The following is a 26,172-nucleotide window of genomic DNA, read 5'->3' as shown; positions in this document are numbered from 1 at the left end:
TTAGGACAACCAGGCCTGGAGGTAAGGCTGCCAGTCCTCGGGGACCTCCTTCAGGTCGGAAAGAAAAAGGGGCGCCTTGGGCGCCCGAGGAGGCTTTAGCAGGCGCATCCCCGCCTCCTCGGGGGTGCGGTCCCCCTTCTTCAGGTTGCAGGAGCGGCAGGCGGCCACCAGGTTCTCCCAGGTACTCCTCCCTCCCCGGCTTCTGGGAAGCACGTGGTCCACGGTGAGCTCCCCTCCCTGGCGGCCGCAGTACTGGCAGGTGTAGCGGTCCCGCCTCAGGATGTTGCGGCGGTTTAGGGGGATGCGGCTTGGCCCCCGCCGCACCAGGCGCTTCAAGCGGATGACGCTGGGGACCGGGATCCGGGTGGAGGGGGTGTGCAGGTAGCGCCCGCTTTCCGAGAGCATCTCCGCCCCCCCGGAAAGCACCAGGAGGACGCTTCGCTTGATGCTGGCAAGCCCCAAGACCTCGTAGGCGGCGTTCAGAACCAAGACCCGGGGGGCGTCCAGGTCCAGGGCCTTGCCAAGAGGACCCACGCCCTTAGAATAACAAAGACCCTTCCCCTGGTGCTGTGCTATGCTTAAGGCAACGACGGGTTTGGAGGCCCTTATGACGAGACCTTTTCCCAAAGTCCTCCCCCTTCTCCTGGGGCTGGGTCTGGCTTTGGCGCAGACCCCCTTGGAACGGGCGGAATCGCTATTTAAAGCTGGGGAGTATGCCCAGGCCGTCCTGGCTTATGAGGAGGTTTTAGCCCAGGACTATGGCCGCTTTGAGGCCCATCTGGGCCTTGGGGTAAGCCTCTTCCGCTTGGGCCGCCTCGAGGAGGCCCGCTTCGCCTTTGACCAGATGGTCCGGGTTTTCCCCGACCGTTACGAGGGCCATTACAACCTGGGCCAGGTGTACCTGCGCCTAGGAAAGCCCAAGGAGGCAGCGGAGGCCTTTGCCAAGGCGGTGGAGCTTTCCCCCACGGAGGAAGCCTACCTGGGGTGGGCCAGCGCCCTCGCCGAGGCAGGCCAGGCCAAGGAGGCGGCAGAGGTTTTGCGCAAAGGGCTTACCCCGGAGCGGAGCCCTGCCTACCACCTGGCCCTGGCCCAGGCCCTTTACGCTGCAGGGGCCCGGGCCGAAGCGGTGCCGGTGCTCTATGGCCTTCTCAACCGGGAACCCGGGTTGGCCGAGGGCTGGGACCTGCTGGCCCGCATTCTGGCGGAGGAGGGCTTGAAGGAAAGGGCCCTGAGGGAGCTGGACCGGGGTCTTAAGGCGGTGGAGGGGAAGGCCAGGGCGAGACTCCTTCTGCGCAAGGCCCTTCTTTCCTCCCGCCCGGAACCCCTCCTTAAGGAGGCCTACGCCCTGGATCCTTCCCTATGGGAGGCCGCCTATCTCCTGGGGCAGGCTCGCCTCGAGGCGGGGGATGCCAAGGGGGCCCTGGACTACCTGCTTTCCGCCTACCGGGCCAGCCCCGAGCCTCAAGTGGCCTTGGCTCTGGCGGCGGCCTACCTGCGGCTTAAGGACTATAGGAACGCCTACCGGTATGCGGAGGAAGCGGGTCCTCCGGGGAGCTTCCTCAAGGCCCAGGCCGCCTACGCCTTGGGCCGGAAGGAGGAGGCTTTAAAGCTACTTGAGGGGCTTGTGGCCCCAGAGGCCCAGGCCCTTAGGGGTGCCTTGTTGCTGGAGATGGGCCGGCTCGAGGAAGCCCTGGCCCTCCTCCGCCCCCTCTACGAGTCCGGTCGCAATCCGGAGGTGGGGGTCAATCTGGCGGCAGCTTTGGTGGCCTTGGGGCGGTTTGGTGATGCGGAGCTGGTGCTGAGAGAGGTGTTGCAAAGGGTGCCCAAGCAGGCAGCAGCCTGGTATAACCTGGGCCTGGCCCTACGGGGCCTGGGCCGGGAGGCGGAAGCAGACCGGGCCTTGGCTCAAGCAGCGGCTTTGGGTTCAAAGGAGGCCCAGGCCTTGCTTCGGAGGTAGGATGCGTTGGCTAAGGGAAAACTGGCTGGACTTCCTCATTTTTCTCCTCATCGCTCTGGTGGCGGCGGGCATTGTCCTTTACCTCACCGGAATCAATCCCTTTTCCCGGCCAAGGGTGAGCGCTTCGCCCATGCCCGGGCCTTCGGTCACCTCCTCGCCCCCTCCTTCCCCGGTCCAGCCTCCCAAGGGGGAGCCTGCCCCCCAGGCACCCTCCCCTGAACCCGTGGTCACCGTGCTTCCCCTACCCCAGGCCCCGGTGGAGTCCAAGCCAGCACCCCAGGAAAAACCCATAGCCTCGCCTGGAGGATCCCCTCCAAGCGCACCTGCTCCTTCGGCACCCGTGCCGGGTGGAACCTACCGGGTGGCGGTGGGGGCCTTTGCCAATCCGGAAAACGCGGCCAGGCTTCGCCAGGAGCTGGCCCAGAAAGGGTACCCGGCTCGCCTGGAGCCTTCGGGAAACCTGACCCGGGTGGTGGTGGGTCCGTACGCCTCCGAAGCCGAGGCCAAACGGGCGGCGGAGGCCTTGGCCGCCTACGGGGCTCAGGTGTACCGTGGCCAGGGAGCGGCCCCGCCGGCCTCGGGTACCCTTTACCTCCAGGTGGGGGCTTTCCAGAAGGAGGAAAACGCCCTAGCGCTGGCCGCGAAGCTCAAGGAAGTGGGCCTGCCTGTGGTTCTGGTGAAGGATGGGGTCTACCGGGTGCGGGTGGGCCCGGTGGCCGAGGAGGATAAAGAAGCGCTCAAGGCTAAGGTGCAGGCCTTGGGCTTCGAGGCCCTGGAGGTGCGATGAAGGTTCCCAGTGCAGCCATCAGCCGGTTGGTCACGTACCTGCGCATCCTGGAGGAGCTGGAGGCCAAGGGGGTTCACCGCACCAGCTCCGAGCAGCTGGCGGAGGAGGCCCAGGTGACGGCGTTTCAGGTACGGAAGGACCTTTCCTACTTCGGTTCCTACGGCACCCGGGGGGTGGGCTACACGGTGCCCGTGCTCAAGCGGGAGCTCCGCCACATCCTGGGCCTGAACCGAAAGTGGGGCCTGTGCATCGTGGGTATGGGCCGTCTGGGTAGCGCTTTGGCCGACTACCCCGGGTTTGGGGAAAGCTTTGAGCTCCGGGGATTCTTTGACGTGGATCCGGAGAAGATCGGTCGCCCGGTGCGGGGTGGGGTCATCGAGCCCGTGGACCTCCTGCCCCAAAGGGTGCCGGGACGCATCGAGATCGCCCTCCTCACCGTGCCCCGGGAGGCGGCCCAGGAAGCCGCCGATCGCTTGGTGGCTGCGGGGATCAAGGGCATCCTGAACTTCGCCCCCACGGTGCTGGAGGTGCCCAAGGAGGTGGCGGTGGAGAACGTGGACTTCCTGGCCGGCCTAGCTAGGCTTAGCTTTGCTATACTGAATCCCAAGTGGCGAGAGGAGATGATGGGATGAAAGGGTTTCTGGCTCGGTTGCCTCTTGGACTGCTGGTGCTAGGGCTTACGGCATGTAGCACCTTTTTTGACGGCGGGGGTGTCTTCGGTGGCCCCACGGTTTTGGTCTCTCGGGAGAATTTTTCCTTCCAGAGTGAAACGGACCAAGACGGGAACACCACCTATACCTACGCCTATGAGATCGTGCTTTACGCTCTTCCGGGTTCGGGGGTAGGGTACGTGACGCTTTTGGATGCGGATGGCAACCCCGTGGAATCGCCTTTTCTCATCTCACGGGCCTGTCCGATTTCCAATGCCGACCCGTGCGGTCCTTACTCTCGGCCTGTGACGAAGCGGTCGGGCGTTCCGCTGCCGCCTGTGCAGGTGGTGCAGTACCAGACCGCCACAGTTGACGGACAGTCTAAGATTGTCCGGCTGCCAACGCCTATAGAACTCTACTAGGGCTATACTGGGGGGCGTGACGGTCCTTGCCGACCTCGAGGCCCCCCTCCTCCGCTTTGAGGAGGCCCTTTCTGAGCTGGTCCAGTCCGACGTCCTCTTCGTGCGCCTCATCCACCAGGACCTGGTGACGGCGGGGGGGAAGCGCATCCGCCCCCGCTTGGTCTTTCTGGCCTCGAGGGCCCTCGGGGGGGCACCCTTTGAGATGGAGCTGGCCCTGGCGGTGGAGCTTCTCCACTCCGCCACCCTGCTCCACGACGACCTCATCGACGACGCGGAGACCCGCAGGGGCAAAGAGGCGGCCTTCCGCCGCTACGGGAACGCGGTTTCGGTGCTCTCCGGGGACTTCCTTCTCTCCCGCCTCCTCCACGTGATCGCCAAGACCGGGCGCATGGAGCTGGTGGAGCGCTTCGCCCAGGTGGCCAAGACCTTGAGCGAAGGGGAGGTTTTGCAGTTCCAGGTGGCCGCTTTGGAGGACTACTCCCTGGAGATCTACGAGCGCATCATCACCGCCAAAACGGCGGTACTTATGGAACTCAGCACGGAAGGCCCCGCCCTCCTCAAAGGGGTGGATGGGGAGGTGCGGGAAGCCTTGGCCCGCTTTGGCCTTTACTATGGCCAGGCCTTCCAGATGCGGGACGATTACCTGGACCTTATGGGTACTCCCGAGGCCTTGGGCAAACCGGTGGGGGGGGATGTGCGGGAGGGGAAGGCCACGTTGATCACCCTCCTCCTCATGGAGCGCTTTCCCGAGGTGCGGGAGGTTCTAAGGCGGAAGGGAAGGCGCGAAGGGGACCTGGACCGCCTGCGCATGCTGGCTTGGGAAAGCGGGGTGGCGGAGGAGGTGGAAAGGCGTATCCGGGAGAGGGCGCTTCTGGCCGCGGCGGCCCTCAAGCCCCTTCCTCCCTCCCCCTACAAGGAGGCCCTCGAGGCCCTGGCCTTAAAGGAAGCCGAGCGTCTTTCCTGACTTCTTGCCACCTGGAGCCGGGTGGGGCAGCCGTCCCTCCCCGAGCGGGGTATAATCCCCTCCGGTGAGGCTATGGCTATTCCCGCATACAGGTCCCCGGAGGACCCAGGCCTCTGGGAGGCCTTCCTGGAGCGATTGGCAAAGACCTTAAGGGTGGCGGCGATCCACCCCACCACGGTGGAGTACCTGGCTCACCCCAAGCGCCTGGTCACGGTTTCCCTGCCCGTGGTCATGGACGACGGGAAGGTGCGGGTTTTCCAGGGCTATCGGGTGGTGCACGATATCGCCCGGGGGCCCGCCAAGGGGGGGGTGAGGATTCACCCCAAGGTAACCCTGGGCCAGACGGCGGGCCTGGCTGCCTGGATGACCTTGAAGGCTGCCGTTTACGATCTTCCCTTTGGCGGGGCGGCGGGGGGGATCGCCGCCGACCCCAGGCTCCTTTCCCGCAGGGAGCTGGAACGCCTGGTGCGCCGTTACACCGCTGAGCTGGTCAACCTGATCGGGCCCGACACCGACATCTTGGGCCCCGACCTTGGGACCGACCAGCAGGTGATGGCCTGGATCATGGACACCTACTCCATGACCGTGGGCTCCACGGTGCCGGGGGTGGTGACGGGGAAGCCCCACGCCCTGGGAGGAAGCGAGGGCCGGGACGATGCCGCTGGGCTCGGGGTGGCCCTGGTGCTCAAGGAGCTTGCCGGGCGCCGGGGGCTTCCCCTGGAAGGGGCCAGGGTGGCGGTGCAGGGCTTCGGCCAGGTGGGGGGCAGTTTCGCCTTGCATGCCGAAGGGATGGGCCTGAAGGTGGTGGCGGTGTCCACGGGGCGGGGGGTCATGTACGAAGAGGGAGGGCTGGATGTGGCCGAGGCCCTCCGCCATTACGAGGCCACAGGGGAGCTTCCCCGCTACGACCTTGCCCCGGAGGAGCTTTTCGCCTTGGATGTGGACTACCTGGTCCTAGCCGCCCTCGAGGGGGCCTTGAACGGGGACACAGTCAAGGCGGTGCGGGCCAAGGTGGTGCTGGAGGCCGCCAACTTCGGCCTGACCCTCGAGGGGGAGGCTTACCTCCTAGGTAAGGGCGTCTTGGTGGTGCCGGACCTCCTCACGGGGGGCGGGGGGCTTCTGGCAAGCTACCTGGAATGGGTACAGGATCTTAACATGTTCTTCTGGAGCGAGGAGGAAGTGCGGCAGAGCTTTGCTAAGAGCGTGGCCAAGGCGGTGGCCGAGGTGTGCGATCGGGCCGAGTTCCATTCCACCGACCTGCGTACCGGGGCCATGGCCCTGGCTCTGGAGCGGGTCAACGAAGCCACCCGGCTCCGCGGCGTTTACCCTTAGAGGAGCGTGTATGAAGAGCGAACCCCTTTCTTACCTAGGCAAGGACGGCGGCCCCTGGGAGATCTTCACCGAGCAGGTGGACCGGGTGGTTCCCTACCTGGGGCGGTATGCCCCCTTGGCGGAAAGCCTTAAGAGGCCCAAGCGGGTCCTGATCGTGGATGTGCCCATCCATCTGGACGACGGCACCGTGGCCTATTTTGAGGGCTACCGGGTCCACCACAACACCGCCCGGGGCCCTGCCAAGGGCGGGGTGCGCTACCACCCCGAGGTGACCCTTTCCGAGGTGATGGCCCTGGCCGCCTGGATGACCATTAAGAATGCCGCCGTGGGCCTGCCCTATGGGGGCGGCAAGGGGGGTATTCGGGTGGACCCCAAGAAGCTTTCCCCGGGGGAGCTGGAGCGCCTGACCCGCCGCTACACCTCGGAGATCGGGATCCTTTTGGGCCCGGATCGGGACATCCCTGCTCCCGATGTGAACACCGGGGAACGGGAGATGGCCTGGATGATGGACACCTTTTCCATGAACGTGGGCCGCACGGTGCCGGGGGTGGTGACGGGGAAGCCTATTGCCCTGGGGGGTTCCTTGGGAAGGCGGGATGCCACGGGCCGCGGGGTCTTCGTCACCGCCAGGGCGGCGGCGGAGAAGACAGGCCTTCCCATAGAAGGAAGCCGGGTCATCCTCCAGGGCTTTGGCAACGTGGGGAACGCTGCTGCCCGCATCTTCCACGACCACGGGGCCCGGATCATCGCCGTCCAGGACCACACGGGCACCATTTACAACGAGGCGGGGATTGACCCTTATGACCTTCTCAAGCACGTGGTGGAGTCCGGGGGGGTGCGGGGTTACCCCAAGGCCGAGCCCCTGCCCAACCCGGAGTTCTGGGCCGTGCCCGCAGAGTTCCTCATCCCTGCGGCTTTGGAGAAGCAGATCACCGAGCAGAACGCCTGGCGCATCCAGGCCAAGATCATTGCCGAGGGGGCCAACGGCCCCACCACCCCAGCCGCCGACGACATTCTCCTGGAGAAGGGGGTTCTGGTGGTGCCCGATGTCATCGCCAACGCCGGGGGTGTCACGGTGAGCTACTTCGAGTGGGTGCAGGACTTCAACTCCTACTTCTGGACGGAGGAAGAGATCAACGCTCGTCTGGAACGGGTCCTTAGGAACGCCTTCGAGGCGGTGTGGCAAGTGAGCCAGGAGAAAAAGATTCCCTTGCGCACGGCGGCCTATGTGGTGGCGGCTACCCGGGTCCTCGAGGCCCGGGCCCTCAGGGGGCTTTACCCCTAGCCTCCGTTAGGCTATTCGTGTGGACTGGCCCCGCTATGGCCGCGTGACCCTGAAGCCCTTTAGTGCGGGGCTCACCGAGGAGGAGTGGAAGGGGCTTTACGAAACCTTCCGCGACCCCGAGGTGGCGGAGTGGAACGGCTCGAGCCCCTTGCGCTCTCCCTTTTGGCTTTTCAAGCGCTTCGTCCAGGCGGAGATGCGCCGCAAGGACCGCCTGGCCTTTGTCATCCTGGACGAGAGGGGAGAGTATCTGGGCACCCTGGAGCTTTACGACCTCACCCCCGAGGAGGCCACCTTGGGTATCCTCATCGGCAGGAAGGAGCGCTGGGGCCAGGGCTACGGCACGGAGGCGGTGCGGGCGGCCTTGGCCTATGCCTTCGGTCCCTTGGGGCTTACGCGGGTGAAGCTCCGCACCTTTGCCCACAACCTTAGGGCCAGGCGGGCCTTTGAGAAGGCGGGTTTCCGCCAGGTGGGCCTGGGCCCGGGGCCTAAGGGAAAGGAAGATGTGTACATGGAGGTGACCCGTGGTCAGCCGGAAGGCTAGTGTGCGCATCTTGAGCCCAAGGCTTAGGGAAGAGGTCTTCGCCCTTTTGCCCGAAGAGGTGGAGGTGCATTACCTGGAGGAGCCTTGGCCCAAAGCGGTGGACTTCTTCCTGCCCCCTTTCGGCCAGGAGGAAATGGTGCGGCGGGTGTTGGAACAGGTGGAGGTTAAGGTGGTCCAGACCCTTTCCGCCGGGGTGGACTGGATTCTGCCCCTGGTGCCCGAGGGGGTGGTGCTTTGCGATGGCTCGGGCATCCACGATGTGCCCGTGGCGGAGTGGGTGGTGACGAGCCTTTTGGCTCTCCTTAAGGACCTGCCTGCCTTTTTGCAGGCTCAGGGGGAAGGGCGCTGGGCTCCCAGGGTGCTGGCCGACCTCGAGGGCAAGAAGGTGCTGCTATTGGGCTACGGTTCCATCGGGAAAGCCGTGGAGGAGAGGCTTAGGGCCTTTGGGGTGGAGGTGTTGCCTGTGGCCCGGCGCGCCCGCCCTGGGGTCTACACTCCCCAGGACCTCCCGCATCTTCTTCCCCAGGCGGATGCCGTGGTGGTCCTCCTCCCCCTTACCCCTGAAACCCGGGGGCTGGTGGGCCGGGAGTTTCTTTCCTGGATGAAGCCGGGGACTCTTTTGGTGAATGCGGGCCGGGGGCCGGTGGTGGACACAGAAGCCCTCCTCGAGGCGCTACGGGAGGGGAAGGTTCGGGCGGCCTTGGATGTCACCGACCCTGAGCCCTTGCCTTCCCACCATCCTCTTTGGCGGGCCCCTGGAGTCCTCATTACCCCGCATGTGGCCGGGTTTTCCCAGGGTTTCCACCGCCGGGCGGCCCGGTTTTTGGCGGAGCAGGTGGGGCGGTACCTCCAGGGTGAGCCCCTTAGAAACGTGGTTTTGGAGGGGTATTAAGGTCACCGCTCCTTTGTCGGGAGGGGTCATGCTACCCTGAAGAGCATGAAGACGGTCGCCCTTCCCGAGGATGTGGCCCAGGCCTTGGAGAAGTTCCGTAAGGCCTGGGGGCGGCGTTGGCGGAGGAACCTCATAGAGCTCTTGGCCGGAGCCAAAGATCCCTGTGAGGAGGTCCGGCTTCTTTTGCGGGAAGTCCGGTCCTTGGGCCTTACGGAGGAGGAGGTCTACCGCCGGCTGCGCTTGTGGGGGTGGTGCTTCCTGGGGTAAGGGTTTTTGGGGTGTGGGAGTTTTTGGAGAGGATTCGATGAAGGTGGTTCTTCACGGGGACCTTAGGCGGTTTGGGGAGGCCCTCGAGGTGGAGGCCAAGACCCCCAAGGAAGCCTTGGAGAAGCTGGGCATTCCCCTGGAGGAGGTTTGGCTTTTGGCGGCGGGGGAGCGGGCGGTGGGCCTGGACGAGCCCGTGGAAGGCCCCCTCGAGGTCTACCCCCCCATCGCCGGGGGTGGTATACTGGAAGTCCTGCCCTAAAAGGCAGGGGGCGCCAAAGGGGGGGAGCCGCCCGACGCCCACCCCGCGTAGAAAGGAGCAGGATGGAGAAGAAGGAACTCCTCTCTACGCCCGTGGTCCCCATCGACATCAAGGCCTTCGACGCCGGGCCCGTCCTCGAGGCCATGGGCAAGACCGCCTTCCAGGCCCGGAACCTTTACCGGGCGGCGGAGATCTACCTCCGCATGCTGGAGGACGACGCCGCCGTCATCCTCACCCTGGCGGGGAGCCTGGTGTCCGCCGGGCAGGGCCTCATCGTCCACGACCTCATCAGGAAGGGCCTGGTGGACGTTATCGTGGCCACCGGAGCCAACATCGTGGACCAGGACTTCTTCGAGGCCCTGGGCCACCGCCACTACCAAGGGGACCCCAAGGCCGACGACGAGACCCTGCGCCGTCTTTGGATTGACCGCATCTACGACACCTACATCGACGAGGAGGAGCTCCGCCACACCGACTACACCATTGCCGAGATCGCCGATGCCCTGGAGCCTAGGCCCTACTCCAGCCGGGAGTTCATCTGGCACATGGGCCGCTACCTGGCGGAAAGGGGCCTGGGGGAGAGGAGCATCGTCCGGGTGGCCTACGAGGAGGGGGTGCCCATCTTCGTCCCCGCTTTCTCCGACTCCTCCGCGGGCTTCGGCCTGGTCTACCACCAGGTGAAAAACCCCAAGGCCCACGTCACCATCGACTCCGTGGCCGACTTCCGCGAGCTCACGGAGATCAAGCTCAAGGCGGGCACCACGGGCCTGGTGATGCTGGGGGGCGGGGTGCCCAAGAACTTCGCCCAGGACATCGTGGTGGCCGCGGAGGTGCTGGGCCACTCGGTGGAAATGCACAAGTACGCCATCCAGATCACCGTGGCCGACGAGCGGGACGGGGGGCTTTCCGGCTCCACCCTCTCCGAGGCCCAAAGCTGGGGCAAGGTGGACGCCGCCCTTTCCCAGATGGTCTTTGCCGAGGCCACCTTGGCCTTTCCCCTCCTGGCCTCCTACGTGTGGCACCGGGCCCCCATGCGGGCCAAGCGGCGCTACGCCGACCTCTTCGCCCAGGAGGTTCCCGCTTAGCCTGCTGGGGTTCCCCCCGCTTGGGGTTATGCCCGGGCGGGGGTTTCTGCTGGACCACCCCCCCATCCTTTTGGTAAACTTCCGGCAAATGCCCGACGAGCTAAGGCTTTACCTGAATGAGCGTTTCGGCGTCTTGGGGCCGGTATCCCCGGGGCGTTTTGAGGCCGAGCTGGCCAAGCGGGTGGGAAGCCCCGCCAAGCGGGAACCCGTCCTCAAGGCCTGGCGGGCCTACCTTTCGGGGGGCGGCAAGGAGGCGGTGCGAAGTTTCTACCAGGAGATCCTCAAGGTGCCCAAGGGGGAGGCCCTGGTCTACGGCATGCACCTGCCCTTCTTGGAGTTCTACGCCCGGGAGGTGCCTTCCCGCTTAGAGGGGCGGGTTTTGGAGGTGGGGGCCTTCACCGGGGCCTTGGTGGGGTATTTGCAGGGGAGGCGGCCTGAGCTTTCGTTTTCCGCCCTGGACGGGGTGGAGGAGGTAGTGGAGCTTGGGAAAAAGCGGGTGCCCGAGGTGGCCTGGCATCTAGGCTGGGCGGAGGAGGCGGAGCTTCCTCCCTTTGACACCCTACTTCTCCTTTCCGTGTTCCCCGAGGGCTTTGTGGACCAGGAGTTGGAAAGCCGCCTCGAGGCCCCTTCCTTCTGGAAGCGCTTCGGTTTCTTTGATCGCCTTCCCCTTTTGGCCCGGCTTTTGAAGCCGGGTGGGCTTTTGATCTACGGCCACGGACCCTTCCTGGGCAAAAGCCCCGAAGGGGTGGAGGAAGGGCTAAAGCACCTGGGGTTTGACCAGGTGGAGCGGGTGGGGGAGGGAGAGTACTTTTTGGTGCTGGCGAGAAGGCCCGAGGCGCTGGAGGTTAAGGAGGGGGCCTGGTCCCAGGCAGTGGACGAGGGAGCTTCCTTGGACCTCGAGGAGGCGCCCCTGCGGGTTCCCGTTCTGGTTCGGCAGGATCTTTCCGAGGTGCGGGAGCTTCTGGCCGCAGGGCGGTATGCGGAGGTGCTGGCCCAGCTGCCCGAGGGGGTGGAAGGGGAGGCGGCCTGCCTGAGGGGGCGGGCCCTTTTCGCCCTTTCCCGCTATGCCGAGGCGGAGGAGGTCCTAAAGCGGGCCCTTTCCGAGGAGGCGGAGGACCTAAGGGCCATGGTGCTGGTGGAGCTTGGGGAATACGAGCGGGCCAGGCCCCGCCTCGAGGCCCTGGCCGGGAGGGGAGGAAGGTACCGCATCTACCTGGGCCGGGTCTACCTGAGCCTGGGGCGGTATGCGGACGCCCTTAGGCAGTTTGTGGAATCGGGTCTCCCCGAGGCGGAAGGGTACGTGCGGGAGGCCCTGGAACGGATCACCGAGCGCATGCGCCGCTTCGCCCGGGAGGGGGAGTGGGCGGAGGTAAGCCGCCGGGCGGAGTTTGTGGAGGACCTTTCCCCAACCCTACTGACCCGGGAGATGCTCCGGCTTGGCCTGAAGGCGGCCCTGATCCAGGGGCTTTTTGCCCGGGCGGAGCGGTATGCCAGGAGGCTTGCGGATCTGGACGAGGCCGAGGGCTTTTTGGGGCTTGCCCTGGTGGCCCTAAGGGTGAGTTCCCCCTTGGAGGTGCGGCCCTTGGACGACATCAAGTCCGTGGAGCCCTACCTCACCGAGGCCTTGGCCCGGGCGGAGATCCCTGAGGCCTTGCTGCTTCTCGGGATGCTCCGGGAACGGGAGGGGCGCCACCTGGAGGCCCTGCGCCTTTTGGAGCGGGCGGCGGAGCGGGGAACAGGGGAGGTGGCGGGCCTGGCCTACCACCACCTGGCCCAGGTGAAGTGGGCTCTCAGGCGGCCCCTTAAGGAGATCCTGGGGGACCACAAGCGGGCCCATGCCTTAAGGGCCTACCCTGCCCCCTACCTTTTCCAGCTGGCCCAGGAGGCCCTGAAGGGGGGAGAGGAGGTCTTGGCCAGGGAGCTTCTCTCCCGGGCCCGGGATGCCGGGCTTTCCGAGGTGGCCGAGGAGGACCTCATGGGGCTCCTTGCCCTTCTGGAGAGGCTGGAGGGTCCCTGGGCGGCTTTTAGCCTTCTCTACCAGGCCCTGGGCCGCACGCCAAAGCCCCCCCTGGAGCTTCTGGCCCTGGCCTACCGGCTTTCCCGTGGTTTCCGGGAAAGCCCCGAGGCCTCGGAGGTGCGGGGGCAGTACTTGGCCGCCCTGTATGCCGAGGGGCGGGGGGAGGAGGTGGAGCGGCTTTTGCTGGAGGAGCTGAGGACCGATCCCCAAGCCCTGGAGGTGCTCTTTGACCTGGCGGAACACTACGAAGGCCGGGGGAATTGGCGGAAGGCGGCGGAGCACTGGCAAAAGGCCTTGGAGGTAGCCCTCTACCGGGAAAAGGACCTGGACCTTTCCCGGGAGGTCTTAAGAAACCTCCTCTTCCTAAGGCCTCACGACGAGAGCCTTTTCCTTTACCTAGAGGAGCTTAAGGCGGTGAGCCGGGGCCTGGAGGCCTTGGGGGAAAGCCCAAAGGCCCTGCCCGAGACCAAGGAGGAGCTCCTGCAGGAAGGCCTGCCCCAGTTCCACGGGGAGCACCTTTTGGTGGTGGGCGGGCACACCCAGCTCAGGAGCCGGCTGGTTCCCCTCCTCGAGGCCCGGGGCCTCAAGGTGGACTGGTTTGACGCGGACACCGTCGGGGTGGGCAAGGAGGCCCTAAGGCGGATCCAGAACCGCCTGGAGAAGGCCCATGGCCTCATGGTGGTTTCCAGCTATGTGGGCCATGACTTCTCCGAGCCCGTGCGCCTCGAGGCGGAGCGCCTCGGGGTTCCGGTCTATGTGATCCCGGGGCGGGCCCGGGGGCCACGGGGTTTTTAAGGGCCCTCAAGGCCTTCGCCCCCGAGCTCTTCAAACGGGCCCTCAAGGGGGTACAGTAGGGTTCATGGAGGCGCCGGTTCTGAAGCTGGGCTACTCCCCCTGCCCCAACGACACCTTCATCTTCTACGCCCTGACCCATGGCCTTGTGGAAAGCCCCCTTCCGGTGGAGGCGGTTTTGGAGGACGTGGAAACCCTAAACCGCTGGGCTTTGGAGGGGAGGTTGCCCCTGACCAAGCTCTCCTATGCCGCCTATGGGAGGGTGCGGGACCGGTATGTGGCCCTGAGGAGCGGGGGAGCCTTGGGGAGAGGGGTGGGCCCCTTGGTGGTGGCCAAAAAGCCCTTGAGGAGCCTCGAGGGGGCCCGGGTGGCCATTCCCGGGCGCAACACCACGGCCTTTTTGCTCCTCTCCCTGTATGCCCAAGGGTTTGAGCCGGTGGAGGTGCGCTACGACCGGATCATGCCCCTGGTGGCCCAAGGGGAGGTGGAGGCAGGTCTCATCATCCACGAAAGCCGTTTCACCTACCCGGAGTACGGCCTGGTCAAGCTTCTGGATCTGGGGGAGTGGTGGGAGGGGGAAACGGGCCTGCCCCTCCCCTTGGGGGCCATCCTGGCCCGGCGGGACCTGGGGGAGGGCCTCATCCGGGCCCTGGATGAGGCGGTGCGGCGGAGCCTGGAGTACGCCTGGGCCCATCCCGAGGAAACCCTCCCCTACCTGAAAGCCCATGCCCAGGAGCTTTCGGAGGAGGTCATCTGGGCCCATGTAAAGACCTATGTGAACGAGTTCAGCCTGGATGTGGGGCAGGAGGGGGAACAGGCGGTGGCAAGGCTCTTTGCTGAGGCCGAGGCCCGGGGGCTTCTCCCTTCCTCCGAAGCCCCCCTCTTTTTGTAAACTCGGGGCATGTTCCAGGAGCTTTCCCTCGAGGCCCGGCGGGATATGGCCAGGGTGTTCCAGCCCAAGAGGGTCTTGCGGGGTGCGCCCCTCTACGCCCTCGGGGACCGGGCGGACGGGGTGTACCTGGTGCGGGAAGGGCTTGTTTGGCTAGAAGGACCCCGCTCGGCGGAAGGGGAGCCCGCCACCTTGGGGGTGGTGGGGCCTGGGGGGCTTTTTGGGGAGGAGGCCCTGGTGGAGGGGGGAAGGCGCACTTCGGGGGCCACCGCCTTAACCTACGTGGAATTCCTCTTCGCCCCCCAGGAAGCCCTGGCCCCCGTGCGGGCGCGTTTTCCCGAGGTGGAGCGCTTCTTCCTGGAGGCTTTGTACGCCCGGCTGAAGGAGGCGGAGGAGCGGCTTTGGGAACTGCGCCACCTCTCCGTGAGCCAGCGCTTGGCCCGGCTTCTCCTGAGGCTAAGCCAGGCGGGGGAGGTGGCCTTTTCCCACCAGGACCTGGCCCGCATGGTGGGGGCCACCCGGGAGACCGTGACCAAGCTCCTGGGGGAGTGGGCCCTTTCGGGGGTGGTGGACCTAGGCTACCGTAGGGTGGAGGTCCGGGAACCCCAAGCCCTTGCCCGCCTGGCCGAGGCGCTTTAGGCTTTGAAGCATGGAAGCCCAGGTCCTGGCCCAGCTTTTGGGCCTACCCCAGGGGGAAGAGGTCCTCAAAGAGCGCTTGGGCCGGGAAGGCCATCCCCAACTCTCCTCGGCGCTTGCAGCTTACCTGAAGCGTCTTCAGGCTCCACGGGAGGTCCTGGCGGCCCTCGAGGGCCTGGGGCAGGGGGCGGTGGTCACGGGCCAGCAGGCGGGGCTTCTGGGGGGGCCTGCCCTGACCTTCTACAAAGCCCACACCGCCTTGGGCCTGGCGGAAAAGGTGGGGGCGGCTTCCCTCTTCTGGGTGGCTTCCCAGGACCACGATGTGGAGGAGGTGCGCCACCTTCACCTTCTCCTGGAGGAGGAGGTGCGTACCCTATCCCTACCCCTGCCGCCCCTTCCCGCAGGACGGATTCCTTTTGCCCCTTACCGAGAGGCGGTGAGGGAGTTTCTGGGTTCCTGGTCCCGGGATACCCGGGTGGCTTACGCCCTGGAGGGGGAAACCCTGTCTGAGTTTTTCGCCCGCACCCTCTTGGCCTTTCTGGGGGAGAGGGGCCTTATTCCCTTTGACCCCATGGCTCAGGAGCTTGCCCCCCTTTTCCAAAAGGCCCTGGAAAGGGAGCTGGAGGACCCCTTGGCCAGCGCCCAGGCCATCAACCAGGAGGCGGAGCGCATCCGCGCTTTGGGGGGCAGGCCTCCCTTGAAGCGCAAGCCGGGGGCCACCAATCTTTTTTTGGAAACCGATCAAAGAAGGTTGCTTTTTTATCAAGATGGAGCCTTTACCGACGGGGTGCGCCGCTATAGCAAAAAGGAGCTCCTGGAGATCCTTAGGACCGATCCCAGCCGCCTCACCCCTGCGGCGGGCTTGAGGCCGGTGTTCCAGGACCTGGTTCTGCCCACGGCGGGCTTCGTGGTGGGTCCCAACGAGTTCCGGTATGTGGCCGAGCTTTCCGGGGTCTACGCCCTTTACGGTATCCCCATGCCTGCCCTCTTCCTTCGCCTAAGGGCCGTGGTTTTGGAACCTCCCATCCACCGGATTGTGGAGAGGTACCGCCTGGATCCCTGGGCGTTTGTGGATGGGGGAGAGGATGCCTTTCTTAAGGCTGTCAAGGAGGTGCTGGAAGGGTTTAGGGAACTCGAGGCCGAGCTTTTGCGCCTCTTGGAGGAAGTGGAGGCCCTGGGCCAAAAGGCCCATGCCCTGGAGCCCACCTTGGAAAGGCCTTTCCGCCGCTTCCGGGCGAGGCTGAAGGGGGAGGGGGAAAGGCTTTTGAAGAAGCTCCTTCGCGCCCGCATGGGGCGGGATGCGGTCCTTCTCCATCATCTGGAGCGCCTCAAGCGGCACCTCTTGCCTCGAGGCCTGCCTCAGGAACGGGTCTACCCCTTCGCCATGTACGCCTTGCGTCACCCCGAGGCCCTCCTCAGGCTCCGAGAGGCACCCATCTCGGGAAGGGCCACCTTGGTTTTGGGCTAGGTGGTAGGATGGGGGCAATATATGACGCATGGGTTAAAGGGTGCCCTTCTGGCATGCCTCCTTTTGCTGGTCTGGATCCTGCCCTCCCGGGGCCAGGAAGGGGACCTTCTCCTTAGGGTGCTCCTGAAGGAGGTGCCGGAGGGCCAGGAGGTGTCCCTCCTCCTGCCGGAGGGCCAGGGAACCGTGCGGGCCAGGGGGAGGCCCAAGGGGTCTGGGTGGAGGGCAAGGTCCAGCCCTTTTGGGAGTTTCCCGGACCCTATTTCCGCCTGGATGGGCGCACCTATAGGGGTGGGGTACGGCTTCTCTCCCAAGGGGGAAAGCTTTTGCTGGTGAACTTGGTCCTTTTGGAGGATTACCTCCTCGGCGTCCTCCCCGCGGAGATGCCCGAGGGCTTTCCCCAGGAGGCTTTAAAGGCCCAGGCGGTGGTGGCCCGCACCTTTGCCGTGAATCGGCTGAACCCCCGGGCTCCATACGACCTCTGCGCCAGCGAGGTCTGCCAGGTCTACCTGGGTTTTGACGTGGAAACCGCCCGGCATACCGAGGCGGTGAGGGGTACCCGGGGGAAGGTCCTAAGCTACCAGGGAAGGGCCATTTCCGCGCTGTACCACGCCGACTCCGGGGGTATGACCGCAGGGAGTGAGGAGGTCTTTCAGAAGGCCCTCCCTTATTTGCGGCCGAGACCGGATCCCTATGCCCGGGGCCCCAAGAGCCAGTGGCAGCTTTCCGTGAGCCCGGAGAGGGCGGCGGCGGCTTTGAGGGCCATGGGCCTTACCCCTCAAGACAGCCCTCTTGGGGATGCCCCGGTGGTGCTGGAGCGGAGCGCTTCGGGTAGGGTGTGGCGCCTACGCCTCCTCGGGGTGGAGGTGCAGGGCCCCGAGGCCCAGCGGCTGGTGCGGAACCTGGGCCTGCCTTCGGCCTTGGTGGCGTTTAGGGGCTGGCAGGCGGAGGGCCGGGGAGCAGGGCATGGGGTGGGGCTTTCCCAGTGGGGTGCCAAGGGCATGGCAGAGGCGGGGTACGGGTACCGGGAGATCCTGGGGTATTACTTCCCCGGCACCTTCCTCTCCGACCTTTTGCTGGGTGGGGTTCCGGGCCCCGAGGAGGCCTGGGCCAGAAGATAGCTTTCCTGACCCCGCTAAGACCCATGTTGATTCCCACCCCTATCGGTCCCTTGTGGCTCGAGGTGAGCCCTGGGGGGGTGCGGCGTTTGGAGCCCGCCCTCTTCCCCCGGGGCCTCGAGGCCAGGGGCCCCTTGGCAGAAGCTGTGCGGGACCGGGTGCTGGCCTACTTTTCCGGGGAAAAGCCCGATTTTTTGGACATCCCCCTGGACTACACGGGGCTTTCCCCCGAACGGGTGGCCCTTTACGAGCGGGTGCGCCGTATCCCCTTCGGGCGCACGGAAAGTTATGGAAGCCTGGCGCGGGAGCTTGGCCTTTCCCCGAGGGCGGTGGGGCGGGGATGCGGGCCTCGCCCTTCTTCCTCTTGGTGCCCGCCCACCGGGTGATCCACGCGGACGGGCGGCTCGGGGGGTTTGCCGGGCAGGAGGGGCTCAAGGCCTGGCTCCTGCGCTTTGAGGGAGTCCTCCCCTAGAGCGTGTTGATGACTTTGCCCAGGAAGTCCACAAACCTCTTCAGGAGGAGCATGGCAAAAGCCAAGAAGTGCAGCCCCGCCACCGTCTCGGGCAACCGCTCATAGTCCCGCACCAACCGCCGAAACCGCGTCAGCCAAGCAAACAACCTCTCCACCACCCACCGCCGCGGCAACAGCACAAGACCCCGCCTCGCCGCCTCCGCCGCCCTCTCCCCCGTGTACCCCTGGTCCACAAAGGCCACCTCCACCCGCTCCCCCGTGGCCTCCTGCACCTCCCGCGCCAGCCGCCCCACCTCCTCCCGGTCCCCCACGTCCGCCGGGGTCACCACCAGGGCCAGCAAGTGCCCCAGGGTATCCACCGCCATGTGCACCTTGCTCCCCCGCCGCCGCTTCGCCCCGTCGTACCCCGCCCGGTGCCCGCTCTCCGGTGTGGCCGGCAAGGTGCGGCTGTCCAGAACCACCGCTGAGGGGTCGGGCTCCCTCCCCTCCAGGGTGCGGAGCAGGGCCCGCAGGTCGTGGACCAGGGCCTGGAACACCCCCGCCTTGAGCCACCTCTGGGTCTTTGCGTAGACCACCTCCCAGGGGGGGAAGTCGTGGGGGAGCATGCGCCAGGGGGCCCCGGTGCGGACGATCCACCGGAGGGCGTTGAACACCTCGCGCAGGGGGTACTCCCTTTGGGGGGCGTCCTCCCGCATGAGGGTGAGGTAGGGGGCCACCAGGCTCCATTCCTCGTCCGTCACGTCGGAGGGGTAGGCTTTCCTCTTCATCGCTATCGCAGTCTATAGTCGTTAACACGCTCTAGACCTCCACCCAGACGGCTACCGAGAAGGGGGGAAGCTCAGGTCCGCAAAGCCTTCCCCCTATTGGGGTGCAGGTTTTCCCGGAGAGGAGGTCCACCGCCTGGGCCCCTCGAGGCAGGGCGCCATGCAGGGGGAAATCCTGGCGGAAAGGCTCGGAAGAGGCGTTCACCACCACCAGGTAAGGCCCCCGGGTGAAGGCCAGGTGCCCGTCTGCGGCATAGACCCGCTGGTAGGGAGCGGTGCGAAGCTCGGGGTGTTCCTGGCGCAAGCGGGCCATGCGCCGCACGGTTTGGCGGATCTCCTCCTTCCAACGGGCCTGGTCCCAGACCATGCCCCCCCGGTTTTCCGGGTCGTGGCCCCCTTCCATCCCCACCTCCTCCCCGTAGTACACCGTGGGGTTTCCGGGCAGGAGGAAAAGCAGGGAAAGGGCCAGCTTAGCCCGCTCCACACTTCCCCTAAGGAGGGTGAGGAGGCGGGGGGTGTCGTGGGAGGTGAGGAGGTTCATCTGGGCCCGCACCACCTCCGGGCGGTAACGGCTAAAGAGGCCCTCCAGGCGGCGGCTGAAGGCCAGGGCCTGCAGGGGTTCGATCCGCCCCAGGCCCGAGCGGGAGGATAGCTCCTGGTCTAGAACCTCTCCCCCCACGAAGCCCAGGATGGCCCGGCTCAAGGGGTAATTCATGGTGGCGTCGAACATGTCCCCCTGGAGCCAGAAGTCGGCCTCTTCCCAGATTTCCCCCACGATGTAGGCCTCGAGGTTGGCTCCCTTCACCCGACGGCGGAAGGCCCGCCAGAACTCGGGATCCTGGATCTCGTTGGGCACGTCCAGCCGCCAGCCATCTGCGCCGAAACGGATCCAGTGCTCGGCCACCTCCAGGAGGTATTCCCGCACCGCCGGGGTTTCTACCCGGAGCTTGGGGAGCTCGGGGTTGCCCCACCAAGCCTCGTAGTTGGGGTGGCGGCTATAGGGGTTTAGGGGAAAACCCTTCACGTGGTACCAGTCCCGGTAGGGGCTTTGTTCTCCGTTTTCCACAAGGTGCTGGAAGGCGAAGAACCCCCGGCCGGTGTGGTTGAAGACCCCGTCCAGGATGACCCTGAGCCCGTGGGCGTGGGCCACCTCCAGGAGGTGGCGGAGGGCGGCGTTCCCCCCCAGCACGGGATCCACCTGGAAGTAGTCCATGGTGTGGTAGCGATGGTTGGCGGTGGAGGCGAAGACGGGGTTCAGGTAAAGGGCTTCCACCCCCAGGTCCTTGAGGTAGGGGATTTGCTCCGCTATACCCCAAAGGGTCCCGCCCTTGAAGCCCCTAAGGGAGGGGGGGGCTTCCCAGGGTTCGAAGGGCCCCGCAGGGGCGGGTTTGCCCGGGGGGCCTGCGCGGAAGAAGCGGTCGGGAAAGATTTGATAGAAAAAGGCGCCTTCGTACCAGGCCACGGCCGCCATCCTACCACGGACCGGGCGGCCGATTGTGCCCGGTTCACAAAAATCCTTGCCCCAAGGGTCCCCCCTCTGGTATCCTCCCAGGGGAAGGGTATGGGGGGCTGCCTTTTCGTCATGACCGGGGCCAGTGGGGTGGGGAAGGGCACGGTGCGGGCCAAGGTGCTGGAGCGCACCCGCCTCTTCTACTCCATCTCCATGACCACCCGTCCCCCGCGTTCCGGGGAACGGGATGGGGTGGACTACTACTTTGTGAATAGGGCTACCTTTGAGGCCCTGCTGCGGGAGGATGGGTTCTTGGAGCACGCCGAGTACGTGGGGCACCTTTACGGTACCCCCAAGGCTCCGGTGGAGCGGGCCTTGGCCCGGGGGGAGGATGTCCTCCTGGAGATCGAGGTCCAGGGGGCCCTCCAGGTGCGCAAGAAGGTACCGGAGGCGGTTCTCATCTTCCTCCTACCCCCTTCCCTTTCCGAGCTGAAGCGGCGTTTGGTCTACCGGGGCAAGGATGCCCCGGAGAAGATAGAAAAGCGGCTGAAGCAGGCGGAGTGGGAGATACGAAACGCCCACCTCTTTGACTACGTGATTGTGAACGATGTGCTGGAGGAGGCGGTGGCCGACTTCCTGGCCATCCTCACCGCCGAGAGGCGGCGCACCCCCAGGATGGGCCCCGCCTTGGAGAGGGCCTTGAAGCGGGATAAGGATCTGGAAGCGGAGCTGGACGAGATTCTGCGGAGGAGTTATGGCGGAACCCGGGATTGACAAGCTTTTTGCTATGGTAGATTCCAAGTACCGGCTCACCGTGGTGGTGGCCAAACGGGCGGAGCAGCTTCTTCGCCACCGCTTTAAGAACACGGTTCTGGAGCCGGAGGAGAGGCCCAAGATGCGGACCCTCGAGGGGATCCTGGACGATCCCAACCCCGTCACCTGGGCCATGAAGGAGATGCTCACGGGAAGGCTGGTCTTCGGGGAGAACCTGGTGCCTGAGGACCGCCTGCAGAGGGAGATGGAACGCCTTTACCCGATGGAAGAGGAGGAGTAGGTGGCCCAGGTCCTGGTGGCGGTGACGGGGGGGGTGGCGGCCATCAAGGCTCCTCACCTCCTCCGCCTTCTCAGGGCCCAGGGTCACGAGGTGCGGGCCCTGGCCACCCCCAGGGCCCTGGAGTTCCTCACCCCCCTTTCCCTGGCGGTGGCCGCCGGAGGGGAGGTGGCCACGGAGGAGGCCTGGTTCAGGCCCGATGGCCGGGCCTTACATATAGAGCTCGCCCGCTGGGCCGATGTGGTCCTGGTGGCTCCCGCCACCGCGGACGCCATGGCCAAGGCCGCTTTGGGCCTGGCCGATGACCTCCTTTCCGCCACCCTTCTGGCAGGGGCTAAGCGGGTGGCCTGGGCCCCGGCCATGAACGAGGCCATGTGGCTCGCCCCCAAGACCCAGGAGCATGCCCGGACCCTCGAGGCCATGGGCCATGCCCTTTTCGGTCCCGCCCACGGACCTCTGGCGGCGGTGGGGGAGGGGGAAGGATGGGGACGGATGCTGGAGCCTGAAGAACTGGTGGAAAGGCTTCAGGCTTTCCTCACCCCCAAGGACCTCGAGGGCCTGAGGCTCCTCGTCTCCGCCGGGCCCACCCGGGAGTACCTGGACCCGGTGCGCTACCTTTCCAACCCTTCCTCGGGCCGCATGGGCTACGCCCTGGCTGAAGCCGCCCGGGACCGGGGGGCGGAGGTGGTGCTGGTTTCCGGGCCCACGGCCCTGCCCGACCCCTGGGGCGTGGAGGTGGTGCGGGTGGAAAGCGCCCTGGAGATGCGTGAGGCCATCCTGGGGCGCTATTCCTGGGCCCAGGCGGTGGTGATGGCGGCGGCGGTGGCCGACTACCGCCCGGCGGAGGTGAGCCGGGAGAAGGAGCCCAAGGTGGCGGCGGAGAAGATTCTCCGCCTGGTACCCAACCCCGACATCCTCAAGGAGCTGGGGGAGAACAAGGGGCCAAGGGTTCTGGTGGGCTTTGCCATGGAAACCGGGGAGGGCTTGGTGCGGGCCAAGGAGAAGCTTCTCCGCAAGAACCTGGACCTCATCGTCCTCAACTGGGTGAACCGGGAAGGGGTGGGTTTCGGCAGCCTCGAGAACGAGGTGGTCCTCCTCCTCCGGGATGGCCGGGTGCTGGAACTTCCCCGCATGAAAAAGCGGCAGGTGGCCGACCGTATACTGGACTTGGTTAAAGAGTTCTGGAAGGGTTAGAGGGGTGTCTATGCGAAGCAAAGCGGAGCGGCACCGCGCCATTCAAGAGATCGTGAGCCGGGAGGAGATCGGCACGCAGAAGGAGCTGGTGGAGCGCCTGAGGCAGCTGGGGTTTGAGGTGACCCAGGCCACGGTGAGCCGGGACATCGCCGAGCTGAGGCTGGCCCGGGTTTCCCTGGGCAAAGGGCGGCACAAGTACGCCCTGCCCTCCATGGAGCTCCCCGAGGACGTTTACGAGGAACTGAAGCGGCAGTTTGGCCTCTTCGTCAAGGACGTGGACCGGGGGGGGAATATCCTGGTGGTGAAGACGGCGGAGGGCCACGCCTCCGGCATTGCCCTTTTGATGGACCGCCTCAAGCGGGATGAGATCGTGGGCACCTTGGCGGGGGAGGATACCATCCTGGTGGTGGCCCGGACCGAGGAAGGGGCGAGGGCCATGGAGGAGGAGTTCGGTGAACTCCTCGTGGCGGGGAAGATGCGCCTTTAGGCCTTTGTGCTGGAGCTTTTTCTCAAATCCTTCCTCACCCTCTTCGTGGTCATGGATCCGGTGGGGCTGGTGCCGGTTTTTCTGGCCCTGGCCGGGGACCGTCCGCCAAGGAAACAGGCCCAGATCGCCAAGAAGGCGGTGCTGGTGGCGGGGGGGCTCTTGGTCTCCTTTTTTTTCTTCGGGCGGGGGCTTTTGGGCTACCTGGGGATCAGCCTCGAGGCCCTGCGCATCGCCGGGGGCATCCTCCTCTTCCGCATCGCCACCGAGATGGTTTTCGCCCACCACGAGCGGGAAACGGAGGAGGAAAAGGATGAGGCCCGCCTCCGGGCGGATATTTCCGTCTTTCCCCTGGCCATTCCCTTGATCGCCGGCCCCGGGGCCTTGGCCAGCGTCCTTATCCTGGCCGCAGAGGCCCGGAAGGAACCCCTGGGCTTCGTGGTGGTCCTTTTCACGGTCTTTTTGGTCCTGGTCCTAGCCTACCTATTCCTCCGGCTTGCGGCCCAGGTACGCCGGGCCCTGGGGCGCACGGGGGTGAACGTGGTTACCCGGGTCTTGGGGATCCTCCTGGCAGCTTTGGCGGTGCAGTACGTAGCCGATGGGGTTAAAGCCCTTTTCTAGCCCTCTTGGCCCGGTACATGCGTTTGTCGGCCTCCTTGAGGAGGGCCTCCAGGTTTTCCTCCTTCACCAGAAGCCCTCCTGCGGCCACCTGGTAGGGCAGGTTCTCCTGAAGCCGGGCGATGAGGGCGGGGATCTCCTCCGCCTTCAGGCCCAGGTGGAGGCTTACGAACTCATCCCCGCCGATGCGGAAGGCCACGTCGCGGCGGCGGGAGAGGTTTCTTAGGGCCTGGGCCAGGCTCTTTAGGGCCTGGTCGCCCACCGCGTGGCCCTCCCGGTCGTTCAAGGCCTTAAGGCCGTTGAAGTCCCAGTGGATCAGGGACAAAGGCTCCCCCAGGGTCCGGGCTTCCTGCAGGAGCAGGGGAAAGGCCTCCTCCAGGGCCCGGCGGTTGCCCAAGCCGGTGAGGGGGTCGGTGCGGGCGGCCTCCTGCAGGGCCTGGCGCCCCTTAAGGGCCTTGAGGAGGAAGGCGGCTTCCAAGGCGAAGGCCTGGGCCAGCTCCAGGGAAAGGGGGCTGAAGGCCTCGGGGTCCGAGAAGCTATCCAGGTTCATGGTGGCCAGCACCTCCCCCTCCAGGACGATGGGCAGGCCCAAGGTGGCCTGGATTTCCAGAAGGCGGCCGCTCTCGAAGAAGATGGGCCTGGCCTCCACGGTGCTCAGGCTGGAAAGGTTCCGCACCTCCTCCCCTTTGAGGACCCGGGGCCGGCCCTTCAGCCAGTTGTCCACCCCCAGGCCGTACCAGAAAAGCTCCTCCTCCAAGGAGGTGCGGGCCATGAGCAGGCGATCGCTGAAGCCTTCCTGGGCCACCAGGTAAAAGAACCCCCCTTCCCTTAAGAGAATGCTACCCGCTTCAGCTCCTGGCACCACCGCCACGGCTTCGCGGATCAAGTCCTTGAGAAGGCCCTCCGGCTCCTCGTGTTGCATGAGCCCCTTCAGCACCCGAAGGAGGCTTTGGTAGGCCTTGGCCCGCACGGCCAGATGGCTGACCTCGAGGAGAAGCAGGTAGGTACCCTCCGGGGCAGGCAGGCGCACCACCTGGTAGGTCTTCGTCCCCACCTCCAGGGTGTCCCCTTGGGGGAGGGGAAGGCCTTCGGCCAGGGAGTTGCGCACCACCTCCGTGTCCCGGACAAGGTAGACGGGGTAGGGAGCCTCGAGGGGATTCATTCCTGGGCCTCCACCCAATCCTGCGCCGGGTGGCCACCTCCTTCCAGAAGGAGGCGGGCGTGGGCCAGGGCGGCCTCGGTGTACTGGCCGGAGAGGAGACGGGCTAGCTCCCGTATGCGCTTCTCCCCTTCCAGCACCTCGATGCGCACCTCCTCCCCTTCCTTCACCACCCTGAGGTGCCTCTTCGCCCGGGCGGCGATCTGGGGCAGGTGGGTGACCACCAGGACCTGCCGGGCCCGGCCTAGCTGGGCGAGCCTTTCCGCCACCTTCCAGGCGGTTTCCCCGCCCACCCCGGTGTCCACCTCGTCGAAGACCACGGTGGGGGCCTCGGCCCCGGTGAGAAGGGCTAAAGCCAGGGCGATACGGGAGAGCTCCCCGCCGCTGGCCGCGGAAAGGAGGGCGGGGGGAAGGTGGGGGTTGGCGGAGAAGCGGAAGAGGACCTCCTCCAGGCCCTGGGGTCCGGGTTCGGGAAGGGGCTTGAGCTCCACCTGGAAGCGGGCTTTCGGGAAACCCAGGGCGGAAAGCTCCGTTTCCATCTCCTTTTCCAGCTTTCTTGCCGCCTCGAGGCGGGCTTCGGAAAGGCGCTCCCCCGCCTTATAGAGGGCCTCCGAGGCTACCTTTAAAGCTCTTTCCAGCTCCAAAAGCCGCTCTTCCCCTCCCTCCAGGGCCTTCAGCTCCTCCTCTGCCCTTTCCCGGTAGCGCAGGACCTCCTCCAGGGTGGGGCCGTACTTGCGCTTAAGCCTTTCCAGAAGGGAAAGGCGCTCCTCCAGCTGGGAAAGGCGCTGAGGATCCCCTTCCAAGCTTTCCAGGTAGTCCTCCAGCTCCCGGGCCACGGCCCGGCCACCCTCCAAAGCCGCCTCCAGGTCCCTGGCCAGGGTCTCGAGGGCCGGGTCAAAGCGGCTCCCCGCCCTTAGCTCCCGCAGGGCCGCCTGAAGAAGATCCAGGGCACCCCCTTCCGCCAGGAGGGCATAGGCCTTTCCCGAGCGCTCCCTCAGGGCTTCCAGATGGCGAAGCCTTTGCGCCTCGGCCTCCAGCTCCTGGTCCTCGCCAGGCCTGGGGCTCGCCTCCTGGATCTCCCTGAACTGGAAGCGCAAGAGGTCCTCCCGCTCGGTCTTGGCCCTCAGGGCTTCCTCCAGGGTGCGCTTTTCCCCAAGGAGGGCCTGATGCTTCCTGTAGGCCTCCCCGTATTCCTGGAGGGGGCCCGGGGGCAGCAGGGCATCCAGAAGCTCCCGCTGCCTTTTGGGGGAGAGAAGGGCGATGGCCGTGTGCTGGGCGTGGAGGGAAAGCCACCTTTCCGCCTCCTCTTGGAGTTCTTTTAGGCTCACCACCTCCCCATCGATCCGGGGGGTAGAGCGGCCCCCAACGCGGCGGGAGAGGATGCGCTCCTCGCCCTCACCCTGGAAGAAGGCGGTCACCAGGAGGCTCTCGCCAAAAGGCCCCAAAAGCCCCTCGGACCTGGCCCCCAGGAGGAGGGCTAAAGCGTCCACCAGCAGGCTTTTCCCCGCTCCGGTTTCCCCGGTGAGGACGTTGAGCCCAGGCCCAAGCTCCAGGGTAGCCTCGCGGATTACGGCGAGGTTACGCACCTCGAGGCGCTTGAGCATCCTCTTCCATTCTAAGGC

General features: G+C 65.9%; 25 protein-coding genes and 2 pseudogenes. 22 read left to right on the top strand and 5 right to left on the bottom strand.

The features are described from left to right. Complete coding sequence (locus EBI04_RS08030; RefSeq protein WP_026329021.1) at positions 1-513, bottom strand: HNH endonuclease; 513 nt, start codon at positions 511-513, stop codon at positions 1-3. A gap of 94 nt (positions 514-607) precedes the next feature. Between EBI04_RS08030 and EBI04_RS08025 the strand changes: the two genes are divergently transcribed. The 17 genes and pseudogenes from EBI04_RS08025 to EBI04_RS07940 all read left to right on the top strand — a co-directional run bounded on the left by EBI04_RS08025 (position 608) and on the right by EBI04_RS07940 (position 17,830). Next, positions 608-1,957, top strand: coding sequence for a tetratricopeptide repeat protein (locus EBI04_RS08025; RefSeq protein ID WP_167481920.1), 1,350 nt, complete (start codon positions 608-610; stop codon positions 1,955-1,957). Position 1,958: 1 nt separating this feature from the next. After that, positions 1,959-2,744 carry an SPOR domain-containing protein gene (locus tag EBI04_RS08020; RefSeq protein WP_135257026.1) on the top strand — a complete coding sequence of 262 codons (786 nt, stop codon included), beginning with the start codon at positions 1,959-1,961 and terminating at the stop codon, positions 2,742-2,744. Then, a complete protein-coding gene (locus EBI04_RS08015) occupies positions 2,741-3,376 on the top strand; it encodes a redox-sensing transcriptional repressor Rex (RefSeq protein ID WP_135257025.1) in 636 nt (211 codons plus the stop codon). Before EBI04_RS08020 ends, EBI04_RS08015 begins: the two co-directional genes overlap by 4 nt. Positions 3,377-3,832: 456 nt before the next feature. Further along, positions 3,833-4,780 carry a polyprenyl synthetase family protein gene (locus EBI04_RS08005; protein WP_135257023.1) on the top strand — a complete coding sequence of 316 codons (948 nt, stop codon included), beginning with the start codon at positions 3,833-3,835 and terminating at the stop codon, positions 4,778-4,780. 72 nt (positions 4,781-4,852) lie between these two features. Beyond that, positions 4,853-6,112, top strand: a complete 1,260-nt coding sequence (locus tag EBI04_RS08000) for a Glu/Leu/Phe/Val family dehydrogenase (protein ID WP_135257022.1) — start codon at positions 4,853-4,855, stop codon at positions 6,110-6,112. A gap of 10 nt (positions 6,113-6,122) precedes the next feature. Further along, entirely contained in the window at positions 6,123-7,397 is a 1,275-nt protein-coding gene (locus tag EBI04_RS07995) for a Glu/Leu/Phe/Val family dehydrogenase (RefSeq protein ID WP_135257021.1), read from the top strand. A gap of 19 nt (positions 7,398-7,416) precedes the next feature. After that, entirely contained in the window at positions 7,417-7,938 is a 522-nt protein-coding gene (locus EBI04_RS07990) for a GNAT family N-acetyltransferase (RefSeq protein WP_135257020.1), read from the top strand. A gap of 1 nt (position 7,939) precedes the next feature. Further along, complete coding sequence (locus tag EBI04_RS07985) at positions 7,940-8,830, top strand: 2-hydroxyacid dehydrogenase (protein ID WP_135257019.1); 891 nt, start codon at positions 7,940-7,942, stop codon at positions 8,828-8,830. 45 nt (positions 8,831-8,875) lie between these two features. Continuing rightward, the gene (locus tag EBI04_RS07980; protein ID WP_135257018.1) at positions 8,876-9,097 is read left to right on the top strand and encodes a hypothetical protein; all 222 of its coding nucleotides are present in this window, start codon (positions 8,876-8,878) and stop codon (positions 9,095-9,097) included. A 37-nt stretch (positions 9,098-9,134) separates the two neighbouring features. Next, positions 9,135-9,356, top strand: coding sequence for a hypothetical protein (locus EBI04_RS07975; RefSeq protein ID WP_135257017.1), 222 nt, complete (start codon positions 9,135-9,137; stop codon positions 9,354-9,356). A 62-nt stretch (positions 9,357-9,418) separates the two neighbouring features. Next, a complete protein-coding gene (locus EBI04_RS07970; RefSeq protein ID WP_135257016.1) occupies positions 9,419-10,441 on the top strand; it encodes a 1,9-bis(guanidino)-5-aza-nonane synthase in 1,023 nt (340 codons plus the stop codon). A gap of 88 nt (positions 10,442-10,529) precedes the next feature. Then, a complete protein-coding gene (locus tag EBI04_RS07965; protein ID WP_373277590.1) occupies positions 10,530-13,253 on the top strand; it encodes a tetratricopeptide repeat protein in 2,724 nt (907 codons plus the stop codon). A 64-nt stretch (positions 13,254-13,317) separates the two neighbouring features. Then, positions 13,318-14,142: a menaquinone biosynthesis family protein gene (locus EBI04_RS07960; protein WP_135257015.1), complete on the top strand. Its 825-nt coding sequence runs from the start codon at positions 13,318-13,320 to the stop codon at positions 14,140-14,142. A gap of 9 nt (positions 14,143-14,151) precedes the next feature. Continuing rightward, positions 14,152-14,778, top strand: coding sequence for a Crp/Fnr family transcriptional regulator (locus tag EBI04_RS07955; protein WP_135257014.1), 627 nt, complete (start codon positions 14,152-14,154; stop codon positions 14,776-14,778). 10 nt (positions 14,779-14,788) lie between these two features. Then, entirely contained in the window at positions 14,789-16,243 is a 1,455-nt protein-coding gene (gene bshC / locus EBI04_RS07950; RefSeq protein WP_135257013.1) for a bacillithiol biosynthesis cysteine-adding enzyme BshC, read from the top strand. Positions 16,244-16,264: 21 nt separating this feature from the next. Beyond that, positions 16,265-17,361 (top strand): annotated as a pseudogene (locus tag EBI04_RS07945) (SpoIID/LytB domain-containing protein). A 143-nt stretch (positions 17,362-17,504) separates the two neighbouring features. Then, positions 17,505-17,830: pseudogene (locus EBI04_RS07940) on the top strand (methylated-DNA--[protein]-cysteine S-methyltransferase). Here the strand turns inward: EBI04_RS07940 and EBI04_RS07935 are convergent. Together EBI04_RS07935 and EBI04_RS07930 are read right to left on the bottom strand one after the other, a co-directional pair. Next, a complete protein-coding gene (locus EBI04_RS07935; protein ID WP_135257012.1) occupies positions 17,827-18,597 on the bottom strand; it encodes an IS5 family transposase in 771 nt (256 codons plus the stop codon). The pseudogene EBI04_RS07940 and the gene EBI04_RS07935 overlap by 4 nt on opposite strands. 31 nt (positions 18,598-18,628) lie before the next feature. Beyond that, positions 18,629-20,056 (bottom strand): glycoside hydrolase family 13 protein, encoded by a 1,428-nt coding sequence (locus tag EBI04_RS07930; RefSeq protein ID WP_135257011.1) that lies wholly within the window; start codon positions 20,054-20,056, stop codon positions 18,629-18,631. A gap of 99 nt (positions 20,057-20,155) precedes the next feature. Between EBI04_RS07930 and gmk the strand changes: the two genes are divergently transcribed. From gmk to EBI04_RS07905, 5 genes are read left to right on the top strand one after another with little or no spacing between them, the layout of a single operon-like run. Continuing rightward, positions 20,156-20,818 carry a guanylate kinase gene (gmk, locus tag EBI04_RS07925; RefSeq protein ID WP_135257010.1) on the top strand — a complete coding sequence of 221 codons (663 nt, stop codon included), beginning with the start codon at positions 20,156-20,158 and terminating at the stop codon, positions 20,816-20,818. After that, positions 20,799-21,098, top strand: coding sequence for a DNA-directed RNA polymerase subunit omega (rpoZ, locus tag EBI04_RS07920; RefSeq protein ID WP_135257009.1), 300 nt, complete (start codon positions 20,799-20,801; stop codon positions 21,096-21,098). Before gmk ends, rpoZ begins: the two co-directional genes overlap by 20 nt. Next, a complete protein-coding gene (gene coaBC / locus EBI04_RS07915; RefSeq protein WP_135257008.1) occupies positions 21,099-22,289 on the top strand; it encodes a bifunctional phosphopantothenoylcysteine decarboxylase/phosphopantothenate--cysteine ligase CoaBC in 1,191 nt (396 codons plus the stop codon). A gap of 10 nt (positions 22,290-22,299) precedes the next feature. Next, positions 22,300-22,776 carry an arginine repressor gene (gene argR / locus EBI04_RS07910; protein ID WP_135257007.1) on the top strand — a complete coding sequence of 159 codons (477 nt, stop codon included), beginning with the start codon at positions 22,300-22,302 and terminating at the stop codon, positions 22,774-22,776. A 6-nt stretch (positions 22,777-22,782) separates the two neighbouring features. Beyond that, positions 22,783-23,394: a MarC family protein gene (locus tag EBI04_RS07905; protein ID WP_135257006.1), complete on the top strand. Its 612-nt coding sequence runs from the start codon at positions 22,783-22,785 to the stop codon at positions 23,392-23,394. On the opposite strand, the gene EBI04_RS07900 is transcribed toward EBI04_RS07905, so the two are convergent. Together EBI04_RS07900 and recN are read right to left on the bottom strand one after the other, a co-directional pair. Next, positions 23,378-24,553, bottom strand: coding sequence for a GGDEF domain-containing protein (locus EBI04_RS07900; protein WP_135257005.1), 1,176 nt, complete (start codon positions 24,551-24,553; stop codon positions 23,378-23,380). The genes EBI04_RS07905 and EBI04_RS07900 overlap by 17 nt on opposite strands. Continuing rightward, positions 24,550-26,154: a DNA repair protein RecN gene (gene recN, locus EBI04_RS07895; protein ID WP_135257004.1), complete on the bottom strand. Its 1,605-nt coding sequence runs from the start codon at positions 26,152-26,154 to the stop codon at positions 24,550-24,552. The genes EBI04_RS07900 and recN overlap by 4 nt, the downstream gene beginning before the upstream one ends. Between the last annotated feature and the right edge of the window lie 18 nt (positions 26,155-26,172).

Origin of the sequence: Thermus caldilimi (assembly GCF_004684245.1) — a bacterium.
Taxonomy (GTDB): Bacteria; Deinococcota; Deinococci; order Deinococcales; family Thermaceae; genus Thermus; species Thermus caldilimi.
This window is presented reverse-complemented; position numbering and strand designations above follow the sequence as displayed.